Raw genomic sequence first — 19,952 nt, forward strand, 5'->3', positions numbered from 1 at the left:
GGGTGTCACCCGCCACGACGACAATGGCCCCTGTGGTCAAGTACCCCGGCGGCGTCGAAGATGTGCAGGTGATCACCGACCGTCCGAACTCCGCGACCCCCGACCCCGAGCGGCACCGGCTCGCCCAGGCCGACGCCGGGGAGCAGGACTGGCGCGCATGGGGTCCCTATCTGTCCGAGCGGGCGTGGGGGACGGTACGGGAGGACTACAGCGAACACGGCACGGCCTGGGACTACTTCCCCCACGATCACGCGCGGTCCCGAGCCTACCGGTGGAACGAGGACGGCATGGCGGGCGTCTGCGACGACCGGCAGACGTTCTGCTTCGCGCTCGCCCTGTGGAACGGGCGGGACCCGATCCTCAAGGAGCGGATGTTCGGCCTCGGCGGTGACGGCGGCAACCACGGGGAGGACGTGAAGGAGTACTGGTGGTACGAGGACTCCACGCCCACCCACTCGTGGATGCGCTGGCGTTACCACTATCCGCAGGCCGCCTTCCCCTACGACGAGCTGGTCGCCGTGAACGCGCTGCGCGGCCGGGACGACACGGAGTACGAGCTGGTCGACACGGGGATCTTCGACGACGACCGGTACTGGGCGGTCACCGTCGACTACGCCAAGGCGTCCCCGACCGACCTGTGCGTGCTGATCACGGTGGCCAACCGGGGGGACACCGACGAGACCCTGCACGTGCTGCCCACCCTCTGGTTCCGCAACACCTGGGCCTGGGGGCTGCCCGGCGGCGACCGGGTGCCCAGGCTGACCGGTGCCGGCTCGCGGCTGGTGGGGGAGCACTGGGTGCTCGGCCAGCTCCTGCTGGAGGGCGACGGCGCGCCCACGCCGCTGCTCTGTGACAACGACACCAACGCCGAGCGGCTGTGGGGGCTGCCCGGGCGGTCGGCGTACCCGAAGGACGGGATCAACGACCACGTGGTCGCCGGCGCGGCCACCGTCAACCCGGACCGGGAGGGCACCAAGGGCGCGCTGCACTACGTGCTGGACGTGCCGGCCGGCGGGCAGCGGCAGATCCGGCTGCGCCTGACCCGCACCGCACCGCCCCCGGCGGGCGACCCGCCGCCCCCGGCCGACCTGGGCGACGGGTTCGACACGGTGCTCTGGGCGCGGCGCGCCGAGGCGAACCGGTTCTTCGACAGCGTCATCCCGGCCGCCGCGACCGCCGACGAGGCGCTGGTCGCCCGGCAGGCCATCGCCGGGCTGATGTGGGGCAAGCAGTTCTACCACTTCGACGTGAAGCGGTGGCTGGAGGGCGATCCGGGCTCCACACCACCGCCGGCCGGCCGCCGGCACGGGCGCAACAGCGCCTGGTGGCACATGAACAGCTTCGACGTGATCTCCATGCCGGATCCGTGGGAATACCCCTGGTACGCCGCCTGGGACCTGGCCTTCCACTGCGTCACGATCGCCCGGGTCGACCCGGGCTTCGCCAAGGAGCAGCTGCTGCTCCTGCTCCGCGAGTGGTACCTGCACCCGAACGGGCAGATCCCGGCGTACGAGTGGGCGTTCGGGGACGTGAACCCGCCGGTGCACGCCTGGGCGGCGCTCAAGGTGTTCGAGATCGACGGCTCCCGCGACCACGAGTTCCTGGCCCGGGTGATGCACAAGCTGCTGCTCAACTTCACCTGGTGGGTCAACCGGAAGGACACCGGCGGCAACAACGTCTTCGAGGGCGGCTTCCTCGGGCTGGACAACGTCGGCCCGTTCGACCGCTCCGCCGCGCTGCCGGTGGCCGGCGTGCTGGAGCAGTCCGACGGCACCGGCTGGATGGCCATGTACGCGCTCAACCTGCTCGATATGGCCGTCGTGCTGGCCGAGCACGACCGGGCGTACGTGGACACCGCGACGAAGTTCTTCGAGCATTTCGCGTACATCGCCGCGGCCGCGTACGACCAGGGGCTCTGGGACGACGAGGACGCGTTCTTCTACGACGTGCTGCGGCAGGCCGACGGCACGAAGGTGCCGCTGAAGGTCCGCTCGGTGGTGGGGCTGCTGCCGCTGGCCGCGGTCACCCGGCTCACCGCGCGTACCCTGCGCCGGCTGCCCGAGCTGGGCGCGCGGCTGCGCTGGTTCCTCACCAACCGCCCCGAGTACGCCGAGGTGATCGGCGCCCGCCGGCTCGGCCCGGACGGCCGGCAGCAGCGGCTGCTGTCCATGGTCGGCCCCGACCAGGTGGTGCGCCTGCTCGCCCGGATGCTCGACACCGACGAGTTCCTCTCCGAGTACGGGTTGCGCACGCTATCCCGCGCCCACCTGGACAAGCCGTTCACGGTCACCCTCGGCGGCCAGGAGTTCAGCGTCGGCTACGAGCCGGCCGAGTCGACGAGCGGCCTGTTCGGGGGCAACTCCAACTGGCGCGGCCCGATCTGGATGCCGACCAACTTCCTGCTGATCAGCGCGCTGCGCGACTACGCCGCCTTCTTCGGCGACGACCTCCAGGTGGAATACCCGACCCGGTCCGGGGTGAAGCGCAGCCTCGACGAGATCGCCGACGACCTGTCCGCGCGGCTCATCTCGCTGTTCACCCGGGACGGCTGGGGCCGGCGGCCGATCTACGGCGCGGCGCAGCTCTTCCAGACCCACCCGGACTGGCGGGATCTGATCTGCTTCCCGGAGTATTTCCACGGCGACAACGGCGCCGGCCTGGGCGCCTGGCACCAGACCGGGTGGACCGCCCTGGTCGCCGACCTGATCCTCACCCTGCGCCGCTGACGGTGGGGCGCGGCGACGAGCGCCGCGCCCCACCGCCTCAGGGTGCCGTCGGTGTTCGCGACCGCGAGGCCCGCAAACCCGGCGCACTCCTCGCGCTCACGGCAGCGGGAGGAACGCCACCCGGGCGTGGTACTCGCCGGCCACCGTGACGGTGTCGCTGCCGACCCAGAGACCCTGCTCGGTGGCGTACAGCTCCTGGGTGCCGACGCCCCGGTCCTTGGTCGGGTTCCAGGGCAGCGCCTTGCCGGTGGTCGGGTGGATGGCCCCGATCCCCGGCCGGGACACCGCGCCGGGGCCGGCCGAGTCGCGCCCGAGCGGGTTGTCCAGCCAGCGCTGGTGGCCGCCCACGTAGACCGCCGCACCGGTGATCGCCACCGAGAGCAGCGTGTCGCCGCCGGTGTAGTTCGCCCAGGTCGGCTGCTTGCCGCCGGTCTCGGTGCCGAACTCGAAGCGGGACGCCGTGTCGCAGAGCGTGCCCGGGAACGCGGCCCCGGTGGTGACCGCCACGAACCAGGTGCCGTCCGGGGAGATGTCGACCCCGCGCAGGTAGGTGGGCATGGTCTTGGCGCACTGCGGTTGATAGCGGTCGGTCGACCAGCCCGAGAGGGTGGCGCCGGTGGCGGTCAGGTTGGCCACCGCGAGCTGGTGCCTCGTCGCGCCGGCGACCGAGCTGAAGTTGCCGACGAACACGAGCCGCCGGCCGTCAGCGGAGACGTCCAGCGCCTCGATCTTGACCGGCGCGGTGGCTCCGGAGGAGGTCTTCCGGGGGCCCTCAACCCGCAGGTTGACCGACGCGTCGGCGGCGCCGGTGGTCGCGTTCAACGCGGCCAGGGCCCGTCGCGTCACCCCGCCCACGGTCTGGAACGCGCCGCCGACGATCAGCCGGTTGCCGACCAGGCGCATGTCGTTGACCTGGTTGTTGAGCGCGGCCGGGGCGAAACCGGCGACGCGGGCGCCGGTGGCCGCGTCGACCCGGGCCACCCGGGGCGCGGCCACGCCGTTGACCGTCGTGAACGCGCCACCGAGGTAGAGCGATCGGCCGTCGGGCGCGGCGGCGAGCGCCTTCACGGTGCCGTTGACCACGGGCCGGAACGTGGTGTCGATCCGGCCGGTGGTGGCGTCGACGGCCACCAGCCGCGGCATCGCCAGCTGGGCGGTCTGCCCGGCGTTGCGGACCTTCGTGAACGAGCCGGCCAGGTACACCCGGTTGCCGATCTGGAGGATCCGGTACACGGTGCCGTCGAGCGCGTGCGGCGTCCAGTCCACCGGATTGGCACCGACCACCGTGGAGTGCGTGGCGTTGACCGCGAGGGCCGGGGACGGGGGAAGCGCGCCGCCCGCGGCGGCGAGCGCGGCCACGACGGCGGTGGCCGCCCTCCGGCGACGCCGGCGCCGGGCCGGGGTCGCGCGGGGCTGATCGCGTGAGGTCGTCATCGCCGAAGCATGCCGCTCCGACCCGGTTCGGCGCAGTCGGGTTCCCGCCGCTGGTCGCGCGGCGTTCGGCCAGTCTGGACGGTCCGTCCGGTCGGCCTGGGATGATCTTGTTGGTCGATCCGGACCCGCCCGGCGCGCCGAAAACCCGGCTGCCGGGGCGATCCGGAGGCAGTACCGTGTCCCGGTCCGGCACACGGGAGGAGTTCGCGATGCCACAGCGCCGGGAGGCCGCGGTGCTGGTCTTCGACGCCGACGACACGCTCTGGGAGAACAACGTCCTCTTCGAGCGGGTGATCGACGACTTCCTCATCTGGCTGGACCACCCGACGCTGGACCGGACGGAGATCCGGACGGTGCTCGACGACATCGAACGGGCCAACGCGGTCGCGCACGGCTACGGCAGCAAGGTCTTCCTGCGCAGCCTGGGGGAATGCCTGGAGAAGCTGCGCGCGCGCCCGGCGACCGACCGGGAGCGCGCCGAGATCGACGACCTGGCGGCGGCGCTGGTCGGCCACCAGGTCGAGCTGATGCCCGGCGTGGCGGAGACGCTCGACGACCTGGCCACCCGGCACGAGCTGCTGCTGCTCACCAAGGGGGAGCGCGAGGAACAGCAGCGCAAGCTCGACGCCTGCGGCCTGCTGCACCACTTCCGTGCCGCGCACATCGTGCCGGAGAAGGACGTCGACACCTACCGCTGGCTGGCCCGGGAACACGCCTTCGACCCGGCCGCCGCCTGGATGGTCGGCAACTCCCCGCGCTCGGACATCCTGCCCGCCCGGGCCGCCGGCCTGAACGCGGTCTTCATCCCCAACGAGAACACCTGGGTGCTGGAACACGACGAGCTGGACCCGACCGACCCCGGGGTGATCCGGCTGGCCGCCTTCCCCGACCTGGTCCGGCACTTCTGATCCGGCGGGTAACGTCCCAGGCGTGCCGCTGACCTTCCCCTCGCACCTGGCGCCGGTGCTGCCGCTGAAGCTCTGGCGGCCGCACTGGTTCGACGGGGTGGCGCTGGCCACCGGCGCGGTCGCGCCGGACGTCGGCTACCTGTTCACCGGCACCGGGCTCGCCCTCGGGCTGCGGACGCACACCCTCGGCGGGCTCCTCTGGTGGTGCCTGCCGATCGCCCTCGCCTACGCCTGGATCGTCCGCCGGGTGATCGCCGGGATCGCCGTGCACCTGCCCGGCCAGCGGCTGTTCGGTTGGCCCGACCACGCCGCGCTGGCCGGCGTCCGCCACCCCTGGCAGATCACCGTCTGCTCGGCGCTGATCGGCGCGTTCAGCCACGTCGCCTGGGACCGGGTCACCCACAGCGGGCGGTGGCCGCGCCTGCTCGGCGTCGCCGACTTCCACGCCCTGACGGGGCTGTACTGGTGGCAGGTGGCGGACGTGATGGGCACCGTCGGTGGCGGGCTGCTGGTCGCCGTCCTGGCGGTGCGCGCCGCCCGGCGGGGCGAGATCTTCGACGGCATCCGCCCGCCGGCGCCGCCGGCCCGGCCGGGGATGTTCTGGGGGGTGGCCCTGGCGGTCACCGGACTCGGGACGATCCTGCTGCCGGGCCTGCCGGCGGCCACCGTCCCGGCGCCGGCCGGGGTGCGCCTGCTGCACCTCGCGGCGGTCGCGCTGATCGCCGGGGCGGCCGCGGCCGGGGCCCTGACCGGGTCCCCGCCCGACGTCGCGCGCAGCCCTCGCCTCGAAAACCAACAGCGCTGGTCCGGCTGACCCTGTTACGCCGACATGCCGTATTTCAACGTTGGTATCAATCACATTCTCCCAGGCCCGCCCGACCTTGTTCCACCTGCGAGAACCTGCCTAACCTGAGCCCGCGCCCACGCCTCTTCGGGGTGAGTCGGGGGCGCGCCGAAGTCCGGTAGTTGGGCACCGTGGAGCTGAGTGCAGGCGGGCCGGCTCGCCGTATTGAGCCCGGCGTTGGCGGCGTGCCACGCCCGCCGTGCTGCAGACGGCGAAGACCGCTACCACGCCGGACGGCTGGGGTCAGGACCGGGGAGTTGCGGACCCGGTCCTGACCCGTCCGGCCACCTCCACCACCCGGGCGACCGACCGGACCGGGGCGGTGCGCCGACCGACTCCGTGCGAGGATCCGGCAGCGGAAACTTCCCCCCGCCCCCCACCAGCCAGGACCGCATCCGCATGGACATGACCAGCACCGGCCAGCCGCCCGCCGAGAACGCCGCCAGCACCTGCTACCGGCACCCGAAGCGGGAGACGCTGCTGCGCTGCAGCCGCTGCGACCGCCACATCTGCCCCGACTGCATGCGCGAGGCGCCAGTCGGCCACCGCTGCCCGGAGTGCGTCCGGGCGGACAACCGCACCGTCCGCCAGGCCCGGACCGTCTTCGGCGGCCGACCGGTCACCCGCCCGCTGGTGACGTACGCGCTGATCGCCCTCATCGTGCTGGCGTACCTGGTCGAGCTGGTCCACCCGGCCGTGCTCGACCAGTTCGACAGCCTGGGCACCGGGCTGGTCGACGACGCCGGCCAGCGCTACGTCGACGACGGCGTGGCCCGCCCCGGGTACGAGCCGGTCGGGATCGCGCACGGCGAGTGGTACCGCCTCATCACCTCGTCGTTCCTGCACCTGCTGCCCACCCAGGGCGTCCTCGGCTTCCTGCACATCACGTTCAACCTGTGGTGGTTGTGGGTGCTCGGCCGGGTGGTCGAGGACCGGCTGGGGCACGCCCGATACCTGGCCGTCTACCTGCTCTCCGCGCTGGGCGGCGGGGTCCTGGGCTTCCTGGTCTCCCCGGACCAGTCGGCGGTCGGCGCCTCCGGCGCGGTCTACGGCCTGGCCGGCTGCTACGTGGTGCTCGCCCGGCGGCTGCACCACCATCCGATCGAGCCGCAACGGGTGCTCGTCCCGTTCGTGATCTGGATGGTGCTCTCCGCCGGCTGGACCTCCTGGGAGGGGCACCTGGGCGGCCTGCTGGCCGGCGGCCTGGTCGGCATCGGGTTCGCGTACGCCCCGCCCGGGCGGCGGACCGCCGTGCAGATGGCGGTCGCCACGGCGGTCGCCGTGCTGCTCGTCGCGCTGGTCGTCGTGAAGTCGCTCGCCCTCACCGGCTGACCCGCCGAGCGCCCGCCGGCCCGGGCGGACGAACGGCTCTGGTGGACGGGGGCCGGCCGGCGCGACACTGAGCCATGGAACCTCAGCGCGTACCACTGCTCGCCGGCCTGGTCGTGCTGCTCGCGGCGGCCTGCACGGCGACCGACCACGACGGCGCGACCCCGACGACCGCGCCGGCACCGGCCGCCGCCACCACCGCCGCCGCGACCACGCCCGCCGCCACCCCGCCCGCGCCCACCAGCGCGGCGTCCGTCGAGGGCGCCTGGCGGGTGACCTACGACTGGGCGATGCCCGGCACGCCCGCCCGGGTGACGCACCAGGTCCGGGTGCCGGTCACCCCGGCGCCCGGGGCGCCGCTGCCGGTCCTGGTCGAGGTGCGGGTCGGGGACCATCCGACCGAGGGGTTCAGCCGGATCACGTTCGCCTTCCGCGGCCCGACGCCGTCCTACCAGGTCGGCTACGTCCCGCAGGTGTGGACGGAGGGCCGCGGGGCGCCCGTCGAACTGCCCGGCACGGCGTACCTGTCGGTGCGCTTCGACCCGGCGCAGGCGCACGACGCCCGCGGCGCCGGCACGGCCGTCCTGCCGCCGGCACGGATCGGCTATCCGACCCTGCGCGGCTGGGCCGCGGCCGGCGACTTCGAGGGTCACCTCAGCTTCGGACTCGGGCTCCGGCCCCCGGCCGGCGGGACGCTGCCGGTGCGGCTGGGCGAGGCGACCCGCACCGACGGCACCCACGTCGTGGCGGTCGACGTGCGACGCGGCTGACGCGCGCGGTCCGGCCGCGCCGGCCCGGTGGCCGGCGCGGTCGGGGGCACGTGGGTCAGCCGACCTCGCCGCGGACGATGGCCACCGCGACGCGGCAGAACTCGTCCATGTCCGGGTTGAACCCGGCGGCGATGTCCGGGTGCAGCCCGGCGCGGGTCTCGTCGAGCAGCCGGCGGCAGACCTCCTCCACGGGCTCATCCGCGTAGTCGGCGCGGACCCGGTCGGCGGCCGCCTGCAGGGCCGAGGTCAGCTGTTCCTCCAACGGGCCGCGCAGCTTCTGCTGCACAGGATCGAGCCCGCTCGGGTCGAGCGTGACATGTGGCTCCGGCATCGGCGCTCCCTTCGTCGGCGACCGCGGTACCCCACCGCGGTCGTCGGTCAAACCATCGTCGGTACGGCCGCCACCCGGACCTGGTACGAGAAGTCCTCGGCGGGCTCCTCGACGTAGGACAGCCGGCGGATCTGCCGGTCGTCCGACCACAGGGCGACGTCGACCAGCACCCCGAGGTGGGCCAGGCCGATGTTCGCCACCCGCTTCTTGTCCTGGAGCACCGCGCAGACCCCGCCCACCAGCGTGCTGGCGTCGGAGGTGCGGTGCCCGGGCGGGCAGCGCAGGGTCACGTCCACCTCGACCGGACCGGTGAGCGGGGTCCACCCCGTGCGCTGGGCCGCCGTGCAGGCGGCCTGGAGCAGGGCGCGGACCCTCGTCGCCTGCCGGTGCCCGGCGGCGAAGATGGACAGGGCCTCGGTCTTGACCGGGGGCAGGCCGCTCACCTCGAACGTCAGGGCGAGAGCGCGGGTGTCCTGCACGACGGCACCTCCTCGTGGGGATCCTGCCCAATCGGTGGAGCCGCAGAAGGGAGTTCGCGCGAGAACCAACCGATCGGACGGGCTGGGGGTCGGCCGGAGGCGTATCGACTTCGACGGCGACGCGCTGGCTGCGGAGCTACCGAAACGCTAGTCCACCGGGCGCACGCCGGGTAGCTCGCCGCTCACGGAGTGGGACGGGTCGGGAAGGCGCAGAACTCGTTCCCCTCCGGGTCGGCCAGCACCCACCAGGCCGTCGCCGGGGTGGGCTCGCGCAGCAGGGTCGCCCCGGCCGCGATGAGCGCGGTCACCTCCGGACCGGTCAGCTGGACGTCCCAGTGGACCCGGTTCTTCACCCGCTTGCGCTCCGGCACCGGGTCGAAGACCCAGTGGTCCCAGGGGAAGCCCGCCGCGCCGACCACCGAAGCGGCGCCCTCGGCGGTGGTCTCCACCCGGCCGCCGGTCACCCGCGCCCACCAGTTGGCCTGGGCCACCGGGTCGGCGCTGTCCACCACCAGCTCGAACACGCCCGGCCGGGCGCCCTCCCGCGGCGCGAACGCGCAGAACTGGTTGCCCTCCGGGTCGGCCAGCACCCACCAGCTGATCTCCGCGTCCGGCTCACGGACCAGGCGTGCACCGGCCGCCAGCAGCGCGGCCGGCTCCGGATCGGCCAGCCGCAGATCGAGGTGGACCCGCGTCTTCCCGGTGCGCGGCTCGGGCACCGTGTTGACCCAGATCGACTCGGCGTCGGACGCGGCGCCGCGGGGATCGATCCGGGTGTCGCCGTCGCCCGTGTCGACCAACTCCCCGTCGAGGATGCCGGCCCAGAAGCCGCCGAGGCGGTGGGCGTCGGCCGCGTCCATGCAGACGTCCTTGAAGCTCGCGATCATCCGGCCATTCTGCCGCCCGGGTCGGACATCCACGGGAGCGCCGCGGCCCGTGAGCCGTCCCACCGTGCCCACTGTCGTGTCCGTCTCGTGACCGTCAGGTTTCGCAGCGTCGCAGGCCGGGCACTGTCCGGCCCACGAAACGTCCCGGGACGCCCGCCCGACCACGGTGCCCCGACGTCTCGCCGTGCGCCGGGGCACGGGTGACTCCCCGGTTCTTCGCCGAAGAAAGGGGGAGGGCGATGACGGCAGACCCCGACACGGCCCCACGGAGGCGTCCGGCCCGGCGTGCGGCGGCGGCAGCCGCCGCACTCGCGTTGGTGGCCCCGCTGGCCGCCTGCGGTTCGGACGGCGGGGGCGGCACACCCACCATCAACCTGTACTACCCGCCCGAGCAGAACCTGCAGAAGGTCGTCGACGACTGCAACGCCCAGGCCCAGGGGCGCTACCGGATCGCCTACCGGGTGCTGCCGCGGCAGGCCGACGAACAGCGGGTGCAGATGGTGCGCCGGCTCGCGGCGCGGGACAGCGGGATGGACCTGCTGGGCCTCGACGTCACCTGGACCCAGGAGTTCGCCAGCGCCAAGTGGATCCGGGAGTGGATCGGCCAGGACAAGTCCGAGGTCGAGCGGGGCACCCTCAACGGCCCGCTGGACACCGCCCGCTATGAGGGCAGGCTCTACGCCGCGCCGAAGAACACCAACGTGCAGCTGCTCTGGTACCGCAGTGACCTGGTGCCGGAGCCGCCGAAGAGCTGGGACGAGATGATCTCCGCCGCCCAGCAGCTCAAGCAGCAGGGCAAGCCCTACCAGGTGCTCACCATGGGGGCCCAGTACGAGGGCCTGGTCGTCCTCTACAACACCCTGGCGGAGAGCGCGGGCGGGAAGGTCCTCAGCGACGACGGCAAGAAGGCCGTGATGGACGAGGGCACGGTGCGGGCGCTCGACCAGTTGAAGAAGTTCGCCACCTCGGGCGTGACCTCGCCGTCGTTCACCAACGCCACCGAGGACCCGGTCCGGCTGGAGTTCCAGTCCGGCTCCGGCGCCTTCCAGGTCAACTGGCCGTTCGTGTATCCGGCCATGCAGGAGGCCAACCCGGAGCTGGCGCAGAAGGTGAAGTGGGCGCGGGTGCCAGGCATCGACGCGAACACCCCGAGCAAGGTCACCATCGGCGGGGTGAACATGGCGGTCAGCTCCTACTCGAAGCACCCGACGGAGTCCTTCGAGGCGGCGAAGTGCATCCGCGACGCCGAGCACCAGAAGTTCTCCGCGGTCAACGACGGGGTGCCGCCCACCATCGAGGCGGTCTACGCCGACCCGGAGATGGACAAGGCGTACCCGATGAAGGAGACCATCCTGGAGGAGCTGAAGGAGCCGGCGGTCCGGCCGCTGACCCCGGCGTACCAGAGCATCTCCACGGTCATGTCGGCGATCCTGTCGCCGCCGTCGGCGATCCGGCCCGAGCAGACCGCGAACGAGCTGCGCGACGCCATCGCCGACGCGCTCGAATCGAAGGGGGTCCTGCCATGAGCGTCAACGCCACGCCCGCCGGCGCGGACGTCGCGGCGGACGCCGAGCGGTCCGCCGGCCGGCACGCCGCCGTGCCCGCCCAGCGGGCCCACCGCCGGACGAAGCCGCCGCTGAGTGAGAACAAGCGCGCCGAGCGGCGCCTCGGCTGGCTGCTGTGCGCGCCGGCCGCGCTGGTCATGGTGCTGGTCACCGCCTACCCGATCCTCTACTCGGTCTGGCTGTCGCTGCAGCGCTTCGACCTGCGCTTCCCCGACGAGCGCGAGTTCGTCGGGCTGGAGAACTACGTCACCGTGCTGACCAACCAGTTCTGGTGGACGGCGTTCGGGGTGACCGCCCTGATCACCGTGGTGACCGTGGTGGTCGAGCTGGTGCTCGGCATGGGCCTGGCGCTGATCATGCACCGGACGCTGGTCGGCCGGGGCATCGTCCGCACCGCGGCGCTGATCCCGTACGGCATCGTCACGGTGGTCGCGGCCTTCTCCTGGCGGTACGCCTGGACGCCCGGCACCGGCTACCTGGCCAACCTGTTCGACGGCAGCGCCCCGCTGACCGAGCGGGCCAGCTCGCTGGCGATCATCATGCTGGCCGAGATCTGGAAGACCACCCCGTTCATGGCGCTGCTGCTCATGGCCGGGCTGGCGCTGGTGCCGGAGGACCTGCTCAAGGCCGCCTCCACCGACGGCGCGACGGCCTGGCAGCGGTTCACCAAGGTGATGCTGCCGGTGATGAAGCCGGCCATCCTGGTCGCCCTGCTGTTCCGCACCCTGGACGCGTTCCGGGTGTTCGACAACATCTTCGTGCTCACCGCCGGCGGCAACGAGACCTCGTCGGTGTCGATGCTCGCCTACAACAACCTGATCCGGGGGTTGAACCTCGGCATCGGCTCCACCATGTCGGTGCTGATCTTCCTCACCGTGGCGATCATCGCGTTCGTGTTCGTGAAGCTGTTCGGCACCGCTGCCCCGGGCAGCGACGACGGGGAGAGGCGCTGAGAAGATGGCCGTCGAAACCACCCCACGGGCGAAGGTGCGCTGGGGCCTGCTGGACCTCATCGTGGTCGTCTTCGCGCTGGTGCCGGTGCTCTGGATCGCCTCGCTGTCGTTCAAGACCCCGGCCACCCTCACCGACGGGAAGTTCTGGCCCCGGGAGTGGACGCTGGACAACTACCGGACGATCTTCGACACCGACCAGTTCGTCCGGGCCCTGGTCAACTCCATCGGCATCGCGCTGATCGCCACCCTGATCGCGGTGGTGCTGGGCGCGATGGCCGCGTACGCGATCTCCCGGCTGGACTTCCCCGGCAAGAAGCTGCTGGTCGGGGTGTCCCTGCTGATCGCCATGTTCCCGCAGGTGTCGCTGGTGTCGCCGCTGTTCGAGATCGAGCGCCAGCTCGGCCTCTTCGACACCTGGCCGGGGCTGATCCTGCCGTACATCACCTTCGCCCTGCCGCTGGCGATCTACACGCTCTCGGCGTTCTTCAAGCAGATCCCGTGGGACCTGGAGAAGGCGGCGAAGATGGACGGCGCCACCCAGGGCCAGGCGTTCCGGCGGGTGATCGCCCCGCTGGCCGCGCCGGGGCTGTTCACCACGGCCATCCTGGTCTTCATCTTCTGCTGGAACGACTTCCTGTTCGCCATCACGCTCACCTCGACCGAGCGGTCCCGCACGGTCCCGGTGGCCCTGCAGTTCTTCACCGGCGAGTCGCAGTTCGAGGACCCCACCGGGGCGATCTGCGCCGCCGCCGTGGTGATCACCATTCCGATCATCCTGTTCGTGCTCTTCTTCCAGCGCCGCATCGTCTCCGGTCTGACCTCCGGCGCAGTCAAGGGATAGGTGGTGTTGTCATGGCCGACATCGTGCTGGACAAGGTGAGCAAGCGGTTCCCGGACGGGACCACCGCCGTGCGGGACGTCGACCTGGAGATCGCCGACGGCGAGTTCGTGATCCTGGTCGGGCCCTCCGGCTGCGGGAAGTCCACCACGCTGAACATGATCGCCGGGCTGGAGGACATCAGCTCCGGGGAGCTGCGCATCGCGGGGGAGCGGGTCAACGACAAGGCGCCCCGGGACCGGGACATCGCCATGGTCTTCCAGTCCTACGCCCTCTACCCGAACATGACCGTCCGGGAGAACATGGCCTTCCCGCTGCGGCTGGCGAAGCTGGACAAGGAGACCATCCACCAGAAGGTGGAGGAGGCCGCGAAGGTCCTGGAGCTGACCCCGCTGCTGGACCGCAAGCCCGCCAACCTCTCCGGCGGGCAGCGGCAGCGGGTGGCCATGGGACGGGCGATCGTGCGGCAGCCCAAGGCGTTCCTCATGGACGAGCCGCTGTCCAACCTGGACGCGAAGCTGCGGGTGCAGATGCGCACCGTGGTGTCCCGGCTGCAGAAGCAGCTCGGCACCACCACCGTCTACGTCACCCACGACCAGACCGAGGCCATGACCCTCGGCGACCGTGTGGTGATCATGCGGGGTGGCGCGGTGCAGCAGGTCGGCCCGCCGCAGGAGCTGTACGACCACCCCCGCAACCTCTTCGTGGCCGGGTTCATCGGCTCCCCGTCGATGAACTTCCTGCACGCCGCCGTCGAGGACGGGCACCTGCGCACGGCGCTGGGCGACGTGCCGATCGGGGACCGGGTACGCCGGCAGCTCGACGGCGCCGACGCCCCGCGCGAGCTGATCCTCGGCATCCGTCCGGAGCACTTCGAGGACACCGTGCTGATCGACGACGAGACCCGCCGCCGGGGCGTGGAGTTCGAGGCGCCGGTCGACATCGTCGAGTCGATGGGCTCGGACAAGTACGTGTACTTCACCGTCGAGGGGGAGCGGGCCAGCGCCGCCGAGCTGGAGGAACTGGCGGCCGACGCGGGCGCCGCGGACTTCACCGGGACGGGGTCGAGCCTGGTCACCCGGCTGTCGGCCGAGTCCCCGGTGCGGGAGGGCGAGCCGCGGCGGGTCTGGTTCAACCTGGAGAAGATCCACCTGTTCGACCCGTCCACCGGGCGGAACCTCACCCTGCACGAGGGGCGGGCGTCCGGCGCGCTGGCCGACTGAGCGGCACCGGGCCGGTGGGCGGGGGGCCCACCGGCCCGGTCGCGCCGTTACCAGGTCAGCCGCAGCGGCAGCCCGAGGAAGGCGGCGTAGCCCGCGAGGGCCGACTCGACGCGGGTCCGCAGCGCGGCGTCGAACGGGGTCAACTGCCGCACGGTCACGGTGACCGCCCGCTTGCCGACGGTCCGCTTCCAGGTGCCGACCGTCCGGCCGCCACGCACCACCGTGGCCTGGAAGATCCCGTTGTTGCCGGGGACGACGGCGTTCATGTGCGCCGGATCGAGCATGAGCGACCGGTCCTTGTAGCCCAGCAGGTACTCGTCGAAGCCGGGCAGGGTGTGCACATCGTCGACCGGCGCGCGGGGCGCGTCGAGCAGGGCGGCGTCCACCACGGCCGGCACGCCGTCCACCTCGACCGGCGCGAGCGCCTCGCCGGCCGCCACGATGCCCCGGGTGGCGTCGGTGACCGTGAGGCCGGTCCACCGGGCCAGCTCGTGCCGGGTCACCGGCCCGTGGCCACGGACGTAGCGGTGGGCGAGCAGGCCGAGCGCCTCGTCGCGTTCGGGGCGGTGCGGATCCGGCGCCCACTCGTCCAGCAGCACGAACGTCTGTTCGGTGCCCACGTGCGGGGCGATGCAGGTGACGCCGCGCTGGCTCGCGTACCAGAGCATGTGGTAGCCGCGCTGGCCGGTGGTGTCGAGGCCGGCGCCGCGCAGCGTGTCCAGGCACTCGGCCCGGCTGAGTCGGCCCCCGCCCGCGAGCGCCGCGCCCAGCACCTCGGCGGCGCGGTCCGCGTCGGTGTCGGCCAGGCCGAGCTGCGCCCACCGGCCGGCCACGCCGGACAGCGTCCGGACACCGGTCACCTCCAGCATCCAGCGGGCGTCGCGGGGCGGCACCAGGTGCACCGTGCCCCGCATGGGCCAGGTGCGCAGCGCCTCGCGCCGCTCCAGCGCCGCGCGCACGTCGTCCTGGGTCCGGCCGGGCAGGCGTACGCCGAGGGACCACAGGCCGCTCGCCGCGTCCTGGGCCTGCATGGCGCCGAACCACTCGACCACCTCCGCCACGCTGTCGGGGCGCGCGGCCGGGTGCGGGCGCAGCAGCAGGCCGGTCATCCGCAGCGCCAGCGCCTCGGCACGGGTGAGGCGTACGGTCACGTGGGTGCTCCCGTCGTCGATGGACGGTCAGCATAGGTCGCGGGTGCGACGCTCCCAGGGGACCGACGACCGGACGGGCGGGCCGAGGCCCACCCGTCCGGGATGCCGTCGGGTCAGCGGTTGCGGCGTGCCCGCTCCGGCACGTCGGCGTCCACCAGCTCCCGGCGGACCTGCGCGTTGACCGGCTGCTCCTCGACGACCTCGTCCTTGTTCAGCCGGACCCGCTCGACCGGGACCTGGTCCTTGGCGACCACCGGGTGCTCGGCGCGCAGCTCCATCTCGCGCTGCTCCTCGCCGATGTCGGCCCGGACGTTGCCCCGGTCGGCGTCGAGGATCGGCTCGTGGACCACGGTCACCTCGTCGTGCTCGACCGGCACGGTGGTCTGGACGTTCTCCGTGACCACGCGCTTGCTCAGCCGCGCGGCGCCCGCCGGCTCGCTCTCGGTGCCGACCCGCAGCCGCTCCTCGGAGCGGGTCACCTCCGGCGCGCCCGGCTTCTGCTGCGGCGGAGGCCCGGCCTGCTCCCCGATCTGGTAGTGCCGGTAGAGCTGGGCGAGCTGGTCGGTGCTGAGCGGCTGGTTGGTGCCGGTCTCCACGCTGGGAGCGCTGCGCACGGTCGCCTTGTCGTACTGCACCTGAAGGCGGCCGTCCTGCTGCATCCGGGCCGCCTGGAGCGGTGCCATCGACTCGTGGTGGCCCATCACCCCGGTCTTCACGCTGACCCAGGTCGCCTCGCCGCTGGGATCGGCCCAGACCTGGCCCACGCTGCCGATCTTCGCGCCCGAGCGGTCCTGGACGTCCTGCCCGTACAGCGAGCGGACCTGCTGCTCTGTGAGTCGCATGGTGCGTCCTTCCTCTCGTGGGTCACCACCCGGGTCCCCGGCGGCGGCCCCGGCATTCCCCGGAACCGGGACGAATAGGAGGAGGAGGGGCAGTGGTGCCCGTAACGACCCGGATTGCGAGGAATGAGCGCCGCCGGAGCGGGGATGCGGCGTCGGGAAAACGATGCGAGGAATGCGAGGTGTGGGTGATGACAGCGTCCAGTGAACCGGCCCGGGGGGCCGGGCGGGCCACCACCGCCCGGCCGGCGGGCCCGTCCGGCGGGGCGAAGACCAGCGCCGCGGCCACCTTTGCGCTGGTCTTCGGCGTGGCAGGCCTGCTCAGCGTGCTCACCGCGATCCTGGCCTCGGTCGGGCTGCTGCTGGGGATCATCGGGATCATCCTGGGCATCTTCGGGCTGCGGATGAGCCGGCGTCCCGGCGTCACCGGGCGCGGGGTGGCCATCGGGGGCCTGGTGCTCAGCATCCTGGCGGTGCTGATCGGGTTGGCCCTCGCCGCCGGCATCAGCACGTTCATCAACAACGAGCAGGCGGTGGACCGGCTGGAGAAGCGGGTGACCGACCTGCGGGACAAGCTCAACGACTGAGCCCGGGAGAACCCCTGATCGCGCTACGCCAGCCACGTTGCCGGCGGAGCGCGATCCCCCGTTCAGGCTCCCGGTGCGGGGCGGCGGCGGTACGCCGGCACCGGTGGGATCAGGATCCCCGGGCGGCCCGACCCGGGGAAGCGGTTTCCATCGGAACTTGCGCAAATCTTGAGCCCCGGCAACGTATCGACTCCGCTCATTCCCCGGGCCCGGCCCGCCGGCCGGCCGCCGTTTGACGGCGCAACCACCGGGTAGTCGCCGAAGCTGACCCGACACCGAGGAGGAAACGTCTGATGGATGGCCAGGTCAAGGTCGCGGTGATCTATTACAGCGCGACCGGCATCACCTACCAGATGGCGCAGGCGGCGGTCGAGGCCGCCGGGGAGGCCGGAGCCGAGGTACGCCTGCGCAAGGTACGTGAGCTGGCGCCGGACGAGGCGATCCGCTCCAACTCGGGCTGGCAGGCGCACCGCCTGGAGACCCAGGACGTGATGGAGGCGCAGCCGGACGACCTCTCCTGGGCCGACGTCGTGATCATGGGTGCACCCACCCGTTACGGCATGATCGCCGCCCAGCTCAAGCAGTTCATCGACACCACCGGCCCGCTCTGGGCGCAGGGCGCGCTGGCGAACAAGGTCTACAGCGCCTTCACCTCGACCGCCACCTCGCACGGCGGCCAGGAGTCCACCCTGCTCTCGCTGTTCACGGTCTTCTACCACTGGGGCGGCGTCGTGGTCACCCCCGGCTACACCGATCCCAGCCAGTTCGTCGCCGGCAACCCGTACGGCGCCTCGCACACCAGCAACAACGGGGAGATCCCACCGGACCACGTGGCCCTCGGCGCCACCGCGCTGACGGCCAAGCGGGCCGTGCAGATGGGTGCCGCGCTCAAGAAGGGCTTGGCCGGCTGACCCTCGGCACAGGTGACCGGTGCCCGGACGGGGGCTCTCGACCCGTCCGGCCACCGGTCACCCCTCGCCCTACCCCCGATCGGCCGGTCCATGCCCGGTCAGCGCCGGGTGGGCCAGCAGGTGCCCGAGCAGGTCCGCCAGGACCGCCATGCCGTCCCGGCTGAGCACCGACTCCGGGTGGAACTGCACCCCGGCGAAGCCCGGCCCGCGCAGCGCGTGCACCGCACCGTCGGCCGGGTCCCGGGACAGCTCCACCGGGCCGTACGCGGTGGCGACCCGGTCGGCGTCGGCCCGGGCCGTGAAGCTGGAGTAGAAGCCGACGCGGCGGGTCGCGCCGAACACCGGCACGTCCCGCGGCAGCCCCTGGTAGGGGGCGTCGCGGCGCTGCAGCGGCAGCCCGAGCAGCCCGGCGAGCAACTGGTGGCCCAGGCAGACCGCCAGGGTCGGCCGGCCGGCCGCGAGCAGCTCCGCCAGCAGCGCCCGCATGCTCGCCATCTTCGGCTCGGCGAGGTCGTCGGGGTCACCCGGGCCGGGGCCGACCACCACGAGGTCGTACCCGTCGACCGGGCCGGCGTCGTGCCAGTCGCGCCGGGTCACCGCGAGGCCGAGCGCGCCGAGCTGGTGGGCGAGCATCCCGGTGAAGGTGTCCTCACCGTCCACGATCAACGCCCGGCGGCCGGCCAGGCCCGGCAGCGCGGTCGCCCCCGGCACGCGCTGGTCCAACCAGAACCGGGCCAGCGGGATGTTCCGGGCGGCCAGCGCGGCCTGCACCTCCGGGTCGTCGGCGTACCGCGGCACGGGGTCGGCGCCGCGGGCCGGGGCGTCCGGGCCGAGGCCGAGCGCGGCCAGCACCCCGGCCGCCTTGGCGTGCGTCTCGGCCACCTCGTCCTCGGCCGTGGAGTGCCGGACCAGGGTCGCCCCGACCGGCACCCGCAGCTCGCCGTCGGGGGAGAGCTCGGCGGTGCGGATGAGGATCGGCGCGTCGAGGGTCTGCCGGCCCTGCTCGTCGCGGCCGAGCAGGGCGAGCACGCCGGCGTAGTACCGCCGGCCGGTCCGCTCGTGGCGGGCGATCACCCGGCAGGCGTTCTCCATCGGGCTGCCGGTGACCGTGGGGGCGAACATGGTCTCCCGCAGCACCTCCCGGACGTCCAGCGAGCCCCGCCCGGCCAGCAGGTACTCGGTGTGCGCGAGGTGTGCCATCTCCTTCAGGTACGGCCCGACCACCTGACCGCCGTGCTCGGCGACGGTGGCCATCATCTTCAGCTCCTCGTCGAGCACCATGTACAGCTCCTCGACCTCCTTGGGGTCGTGGAGGAAGCGCAGCAGGGCGTCCCGGTCCGCCGCCGCGCCGGTGTGCCGGAACGTGCCGCTGATCGGGTTCATCATGGCCAGGCCGTCGTCGACGCTCACGTGCCGCTCCGGGCTCGCCCCGACCAGGGTGCGGCTGCCGGTGTGCACCACGAACGTCCAGTACGCGCCCCGCTCGCGCAGCAGCAGCCGGCGCAGCGCCGCCAGGGCGGCCACCAGGGGCGCGCCCTCGACGGTGGCCCGCAGGGTGCGGTGGATGACGAAGTTGGCGCCCTCGCCCCGGCCGATCTCGTCGCTGAGTACCCGGCCCACGGTGTCCGCGTAGTCGGCGTCGGAGATGTCGAAGGCGGCGTCGCGGGTCACCACCGGCGCGTCGGGCAGGACCGCCAGCACCGCGTCGAGCGGGAGCCGCCGGTGCTCGGCGACCAGCAGGCACTCCAGCGGCAGGCCGTCGTCCACGCAGGCGAAGCCGCGCTCGGCGATCTGCCGGTAGGGGACCAGGGCCAGGGTGCGCGGCCCGGGACCACCGTCGGGCAGCGGCAGGTCGGCGAGCCGGTCGGCCGTGCGTACCGGACCGGTGAACAGGTCGACGTGGTCGGCGCCCTCGCGGCGGACGAGCGCGAACGGGCCGGGGTCGCGGCCCGCCGCGACGGCGGCGAGCGGGTCGTGCGGGCGGGTCATCGGGTCTCCTCGGTGGGCCGGAGGCCGCCGGCGGGGCGACCCGGGATGCCGGGGAGAGACCGGCGGCCGCCTCGTCGGGCGGCCGCGTGGGGAAGCTACGCGCGGGGGTGGGCCGCCGAGTCGGCGGGCCACCAGCAGGTCAGGTGCGCGGGCATGACGATCACTGTACGCGAGCGGGGGTGCCCGGG

At 73.0% G+C, this 19,952-nt stretch carries 18 protein-coding genes; 11 read left to right on the top strand and 7 right to left on the bottom strand.

All coding sequences use genetic code 11. The features are described 5' to 3' along the window. Positions 1-23 precede the first annotated feature (23 nt). Positions 24-2,726: an MGH1-like glycoside hydrolase domain-containing protein gene (locus RMN56_RS22400; protein WP_313719487.1), complete on the top strand. Its 2,703-nt coding sequence runs from the start codon at positions 24-26 to the stop codon at positions 2,724-2,726. Between the two features lie 96 nt (positions 2,727-2,822). Here RMN56_RS22400 and RMN56_RS22405 read toward each other — a convergent pair whose 3' ends face one another. Further along, positions 2,823-4,160: a hypothetical protein gene (locus RMN56_RS22405; RefSeq protein WP_313719488.1), complete on the bottom strand. Its 1,338-nt coding sequence runs from the start codon at positions 4,158-4,160 to the stop codon at positions 2,823-2,825. A 209-nt stretch (positions 4,161-4,369) separates the two neighbouring features. On the opposite strand from RMN56_RS22405, the gene RMN56_RS22410 reads away from it, so the two are divergent. The 4 genes from RMN56_RS22410 to RMN56_RS22425 all read left to right on the top strand — a co-directional run bounded on the left by RMN56_RS22410 (position 4,370) and on the right by RMN56_RS22425 (position 8,011). Beyond that, positions 4,370-5,068 carry an HAD family hydrolase gene (locus tag RMN56_RS22410; protein ID WP_313719489.1) on the top strand — a complete coding sequence of 233 codons (699 nt, stop codon included), beginning with the start codon at positions 4,370-4,372 and terminating at the stop codon, positions 5,066-5,068. Positions 5,069-5,090: 22 nt separating this feature from the next. After that, positions 5,091-5,882, top strand: coding sequence for a DUF4184 family protein (locus tag RMN56_RS22415; protein ID WP_313719490.1), 792 nt, complete (start codon positions 5,091-5,093; stop codon positions 5,880-5,882). Between the two features lie 429 nt (positions 5,883-6,311). After that, entirely contained in the window at positions 6,312-7,244 is a 933-nt protein-coding gene (locus RMN56_RS22420; protein WP_313719491.1) for a rhomboid family intramembrane serine protease, read from the top strand. A gap of 74 nt (positions 7,245-7,318) precedes the next feature. Then, positions 7,319-8,011, top strand: coding sequence for an AMIN-like domain-containing (lipo)protein (locus RMN56_RS22425; protein ID WP_313719492.1), 693 nt, complete (start codon positions 7,319-7,321; stop codon positions 8,009-8,011). A gap of 55 nt (positions 8,012-8,066) precedes the next feature. On the opposite strand, the gene RMN56_RS22430 is transcribed toward RMN56_RS22425, so the two are convergent. The 3 genes from RMN56_RS22430 to RMN56_RS22440 form a co-directional block, all read right to left on the bottom strand. Further along, the gene (locus RMN56_RS22430) at positions 8,067-8,342 is read right to left on the bottom strand and encodes a hypothetical protein (protein WP_313719493.1); all 276 of its coding nucleotides are present in this window, start codon (positions 8,340-8,342) and stop codon (positions 8,067-8,069) included. Positions 8,343-8,389: 47 nt separating this feature from the next. Beyond that, a complete protein-coding gene (locus RMN56_RS22435; RefSeq protein ID WP_262285993.1) occupies positions 8,390-8,821 on the bottom strand; it encodes a RusA family crossover junction endodeoxyribonuclease in 432 nt (143 codons plus the stop codon). Between the two features lie 182 nt (positions 8,822-9,003). Next, positions 9,004-9,708, bottom strand: a complete 705-nt coding sequence (locus RMN56_RS22440; RefSeq protein WP_313719494.1) for a VOC family protein — start codon at positions 9,706-9,708, stop codon at positions 9,004-9,006. Positions 9,709-9,947: 239 nt separating this feature from the next. Between RMN56_RS22440 and RMN56_RS22445 the strand changes: the two genes are divergently transcribed. The 4 genes from RMN56_RS22445 to RMN56_RS22460 are packed head-to-tail and all read left to right on the top strand — an operon-like array spanning position 9,948 to position 14,287. Then, positions 9,948-11,234: an ABC transporter substrate-binding protein gene (locus tag RMN56_RS22445; RefSeq protein WP_313719495.1), complete on the top strand. Its 1,287-nt coding sequence runs from the start codon at positions 9,948-9,950 to the stop codon at positions 11,232-11,234. Then, positions 11,231-12,226 (top strand): carbohydrate ABC transporter permease, encoded by a 996-nt coding sequence (locus RMN56_RS22450; RefSeq protein WP_313719496.1) that lies wholly within the window; start codon positions 11,231-11,233, stop codon positions 12,224-12,226. The genes RMN56_RS22445 and RMN56_RS22450 overlap by 4 nt, the downstream gene beginning before the upstream one ends. Before the next feature lie 4 nt (positions 12,227-12,230). Continuing rightward, positions 12,231-13,067, top strand: a complete 837-nt coding sequence (locus RMN56_RS22455; protein WP_313719497.1) for a carbohydrate ABC transporter permease — start codon at positions 12,231-12,233, stop codon at positions 13,065-13,067. An 11-nt stretch (positions 13,068-13,078) separates the two neighbouring features. After that, positions 13,079-14,287 carry an ABC transporter ATP-binding protein gene (locus tag RMN56_RS22460; RefSeq protein ID WP_313719498.1) on the top strand — a complete coding sequence of 403 codons (1,209 nt, stop codon included), beginning with the start codon at positions 13,079-13,081 and terminating at the stop codon, positions 14,285-14,287. Positions 14,288-14,334: 47 nt separating this feature from the next. On the opposite strand, the gene RMN56_RS22465 is transcribed toward RMN56_RS22460, so the two are convergent. Together RMN56_RS22465 and RMN56_RS22470 are read right to left on the bottom strand one after the other, a co-directional pair. Then, positions 14,335-15,438 carry a winged helix DNA-binding domain-containing protein gene (locus tag RMN56_RS22465; RefSeq protein WP_313719499.1) on the bottom strand — a complete coding sequence of 368 codons (1,104 nt, stop codon included), beginning with the start codon at positions 15,436-15,438 and terminating at the stop codon, positions 14,335-14,337. 113 nt (positions 15,439-15,551) lie between these two features. Continuing rightward, a complete protein-coding gene (locus RMN56_RS22470) occupies positions 15,552-16,280 on the bottom strand; it encodes a YsnF/AvaK domain-containing protein (RefSeq protein ID WP_313719500.1) in 729 nt (242 codons plus the stop codon). A 188-nt stretch (positions 16,281-16,468) separates the two neighbouring features. Here RMN56_RS22470 and RMN56_RS22475 point away from each other — a divergent pair, with 188 nt between their 5' ends. Then, positions 16,469-16,864 carry a hypothetical protein gene (locus tag RMN56_RS22475; protein ID WP_313719501.1) on the top strand — a complete coding sequence of 132 codons (396 nt, stop codon included), beginning with the start codon at positions 16,469-16,471 and terminating at the stop codon, positions 16,862-16,864. A 293-nt stretch (positions 16,865-17,157) separates the two neighbouring features. Continuing rightward, entirely contained in the window at positions 17,158-17,775 is a 618-nt protein-coding gene (gene wrbA, locus RMN56_RS22480; protein WP_313719502.1) for an NAD(P)H:quinone oxidoreductase, read from the top strand. Positions 17,776-17,844: 69 nt separating this feature from the next. On the opposite strand, the gene RMN56_RS22485 is transcribed toward wrbA, so the two are convergent. Then, a complete protein-coding gene (locus RMN56_RS22485) occupies positions 17,845-19,764 on the bottom strand; it encodes a chorismate-binding protein (RefSeq protein ID WP_313719503.1) in 1,920 nt (639 codons plus the stop codon). Between the last annotated feature and the right edge of the window lie 188 nt (positions 19,765-19,952).

The organism is Micromonospora halotolerans (genome assembly GCF_032108445.1).
GTDB lineage: Bacteria > Actinomycetota > Actinomycetes > Mycobacteriales > Micromonosporaceae > Micromonospora > Micromonospora halotolerans.

Excerpts from the sequence above, each read along its gene's own strand:
- RMN56_RS22400 (WP_313719487.1), top strand. The coding sequence starts at position 24 with ATGGCCCCTGTGGTCAAGTACCCCGGCGGCGTCGAAGATGTGCAGGTG.
- RMN56_RS22405 (WP_313719488.1), bottom strand. The coding sequence starts at position 4,160 with ATGACGACCTCACGCGATCAGCCCCGCGCGACCCCGGCCCGGCGCCGG.
- RMN56_RS22410 (WP_313719489.1), top strand. The coding sequence starts at position 4,370 with ATGCCACAGCGCCGGGAGGCCGCGGTGCTGGTCTTCGACGCCGACGAC.
- RMN56_RS22420 (WP_313719491.1), top strand. The coding sequence starts at position 6,312 with ATGGACATGACCAGCACCGGCCAGCCGCCCGCCGAGAACGCCGCCAGC.
- RMN56_RS22425 (WP_313719492.1), top strand. The coding sequence starts at position 7,319 with ATGGAACCTCAGCGCGTACCACTGCTCGCCGGCCTGGTCGTGCTGCTC.
- RMN56_RS22430 (WP_313719493.1), bottom strand. The coding sequence starts at position 8,342 with ATGCCGGAGCCACATGTCACGCTCGACCCGAGCGGGCTCGATCCTGTG.
- RMN56_RS22440 (WP_313719494.1), bottom strand. The coding sequence starts at position 9,708 with ATGATCGCGAGCTTCAAGGACGTCTGCATGGACGCGGCCGACGCCCAC.
- RMN56_RS22445 (WP_313719495.1), top strand. The coding sequence starts at position 9,948 with ATGACGGCAGACCCCGACACGGCCCCACGGAGGCGTCCGGCCCGGCGT.
- RMN56_RS22450 (WP_313719496.1), top strand. The coding sequence starts at position 11,231 with ATGAGCGTCAACGCCACGCCCGCCGGCGCGGACGTCGCGGCGGACGCC.
- RMN56_RS22455 (WP_313719497.1), top strand. The coding sequence starts at position 12,231 with ATGGCCGTCGAAACCACCCCACGGGCGAAGGTGCGCTGGGGCCTGCTG.
- RMN56_RS22460 (WP_313719498.1), top strand. The coding sequence starts at position 13,079 with ATGGCCGACATCGTGCTGGACAAGGTGAGCAAGCGGTTCCCGGACGGG.
- RMN56_RS22470 (WP_313719500.1), bottom strand. The coding sequence starts at position 16,280 with ATGCGACTCACAGAGCAGCAGGTCCGCTCGCTGTACGGGCAGGACGTC.
- RMN56_RS22475 (WP_313719501.1), top strand. The coding sequence starts at position 16,469 with ATGACAGCGTCCAGTGAACCGGCCCGGGGGGCCGGGCGGGCCACCACC.
- wrbA (WP_313719502.1), top strand. The coding sequence starts at position 17,158 with ATGGATGGCCAGGTCAAGGTCGCGGTGATCTATTACAGCGCGACCGGC.
- RMN56_RS22485 (WP_313719503.1), bottom strand. The coding sequence starts at position 19,764 with ATGACCCGCCCGCACGACCCGCTCGCCGCCGTCGCGGCGGGCCGCGAC.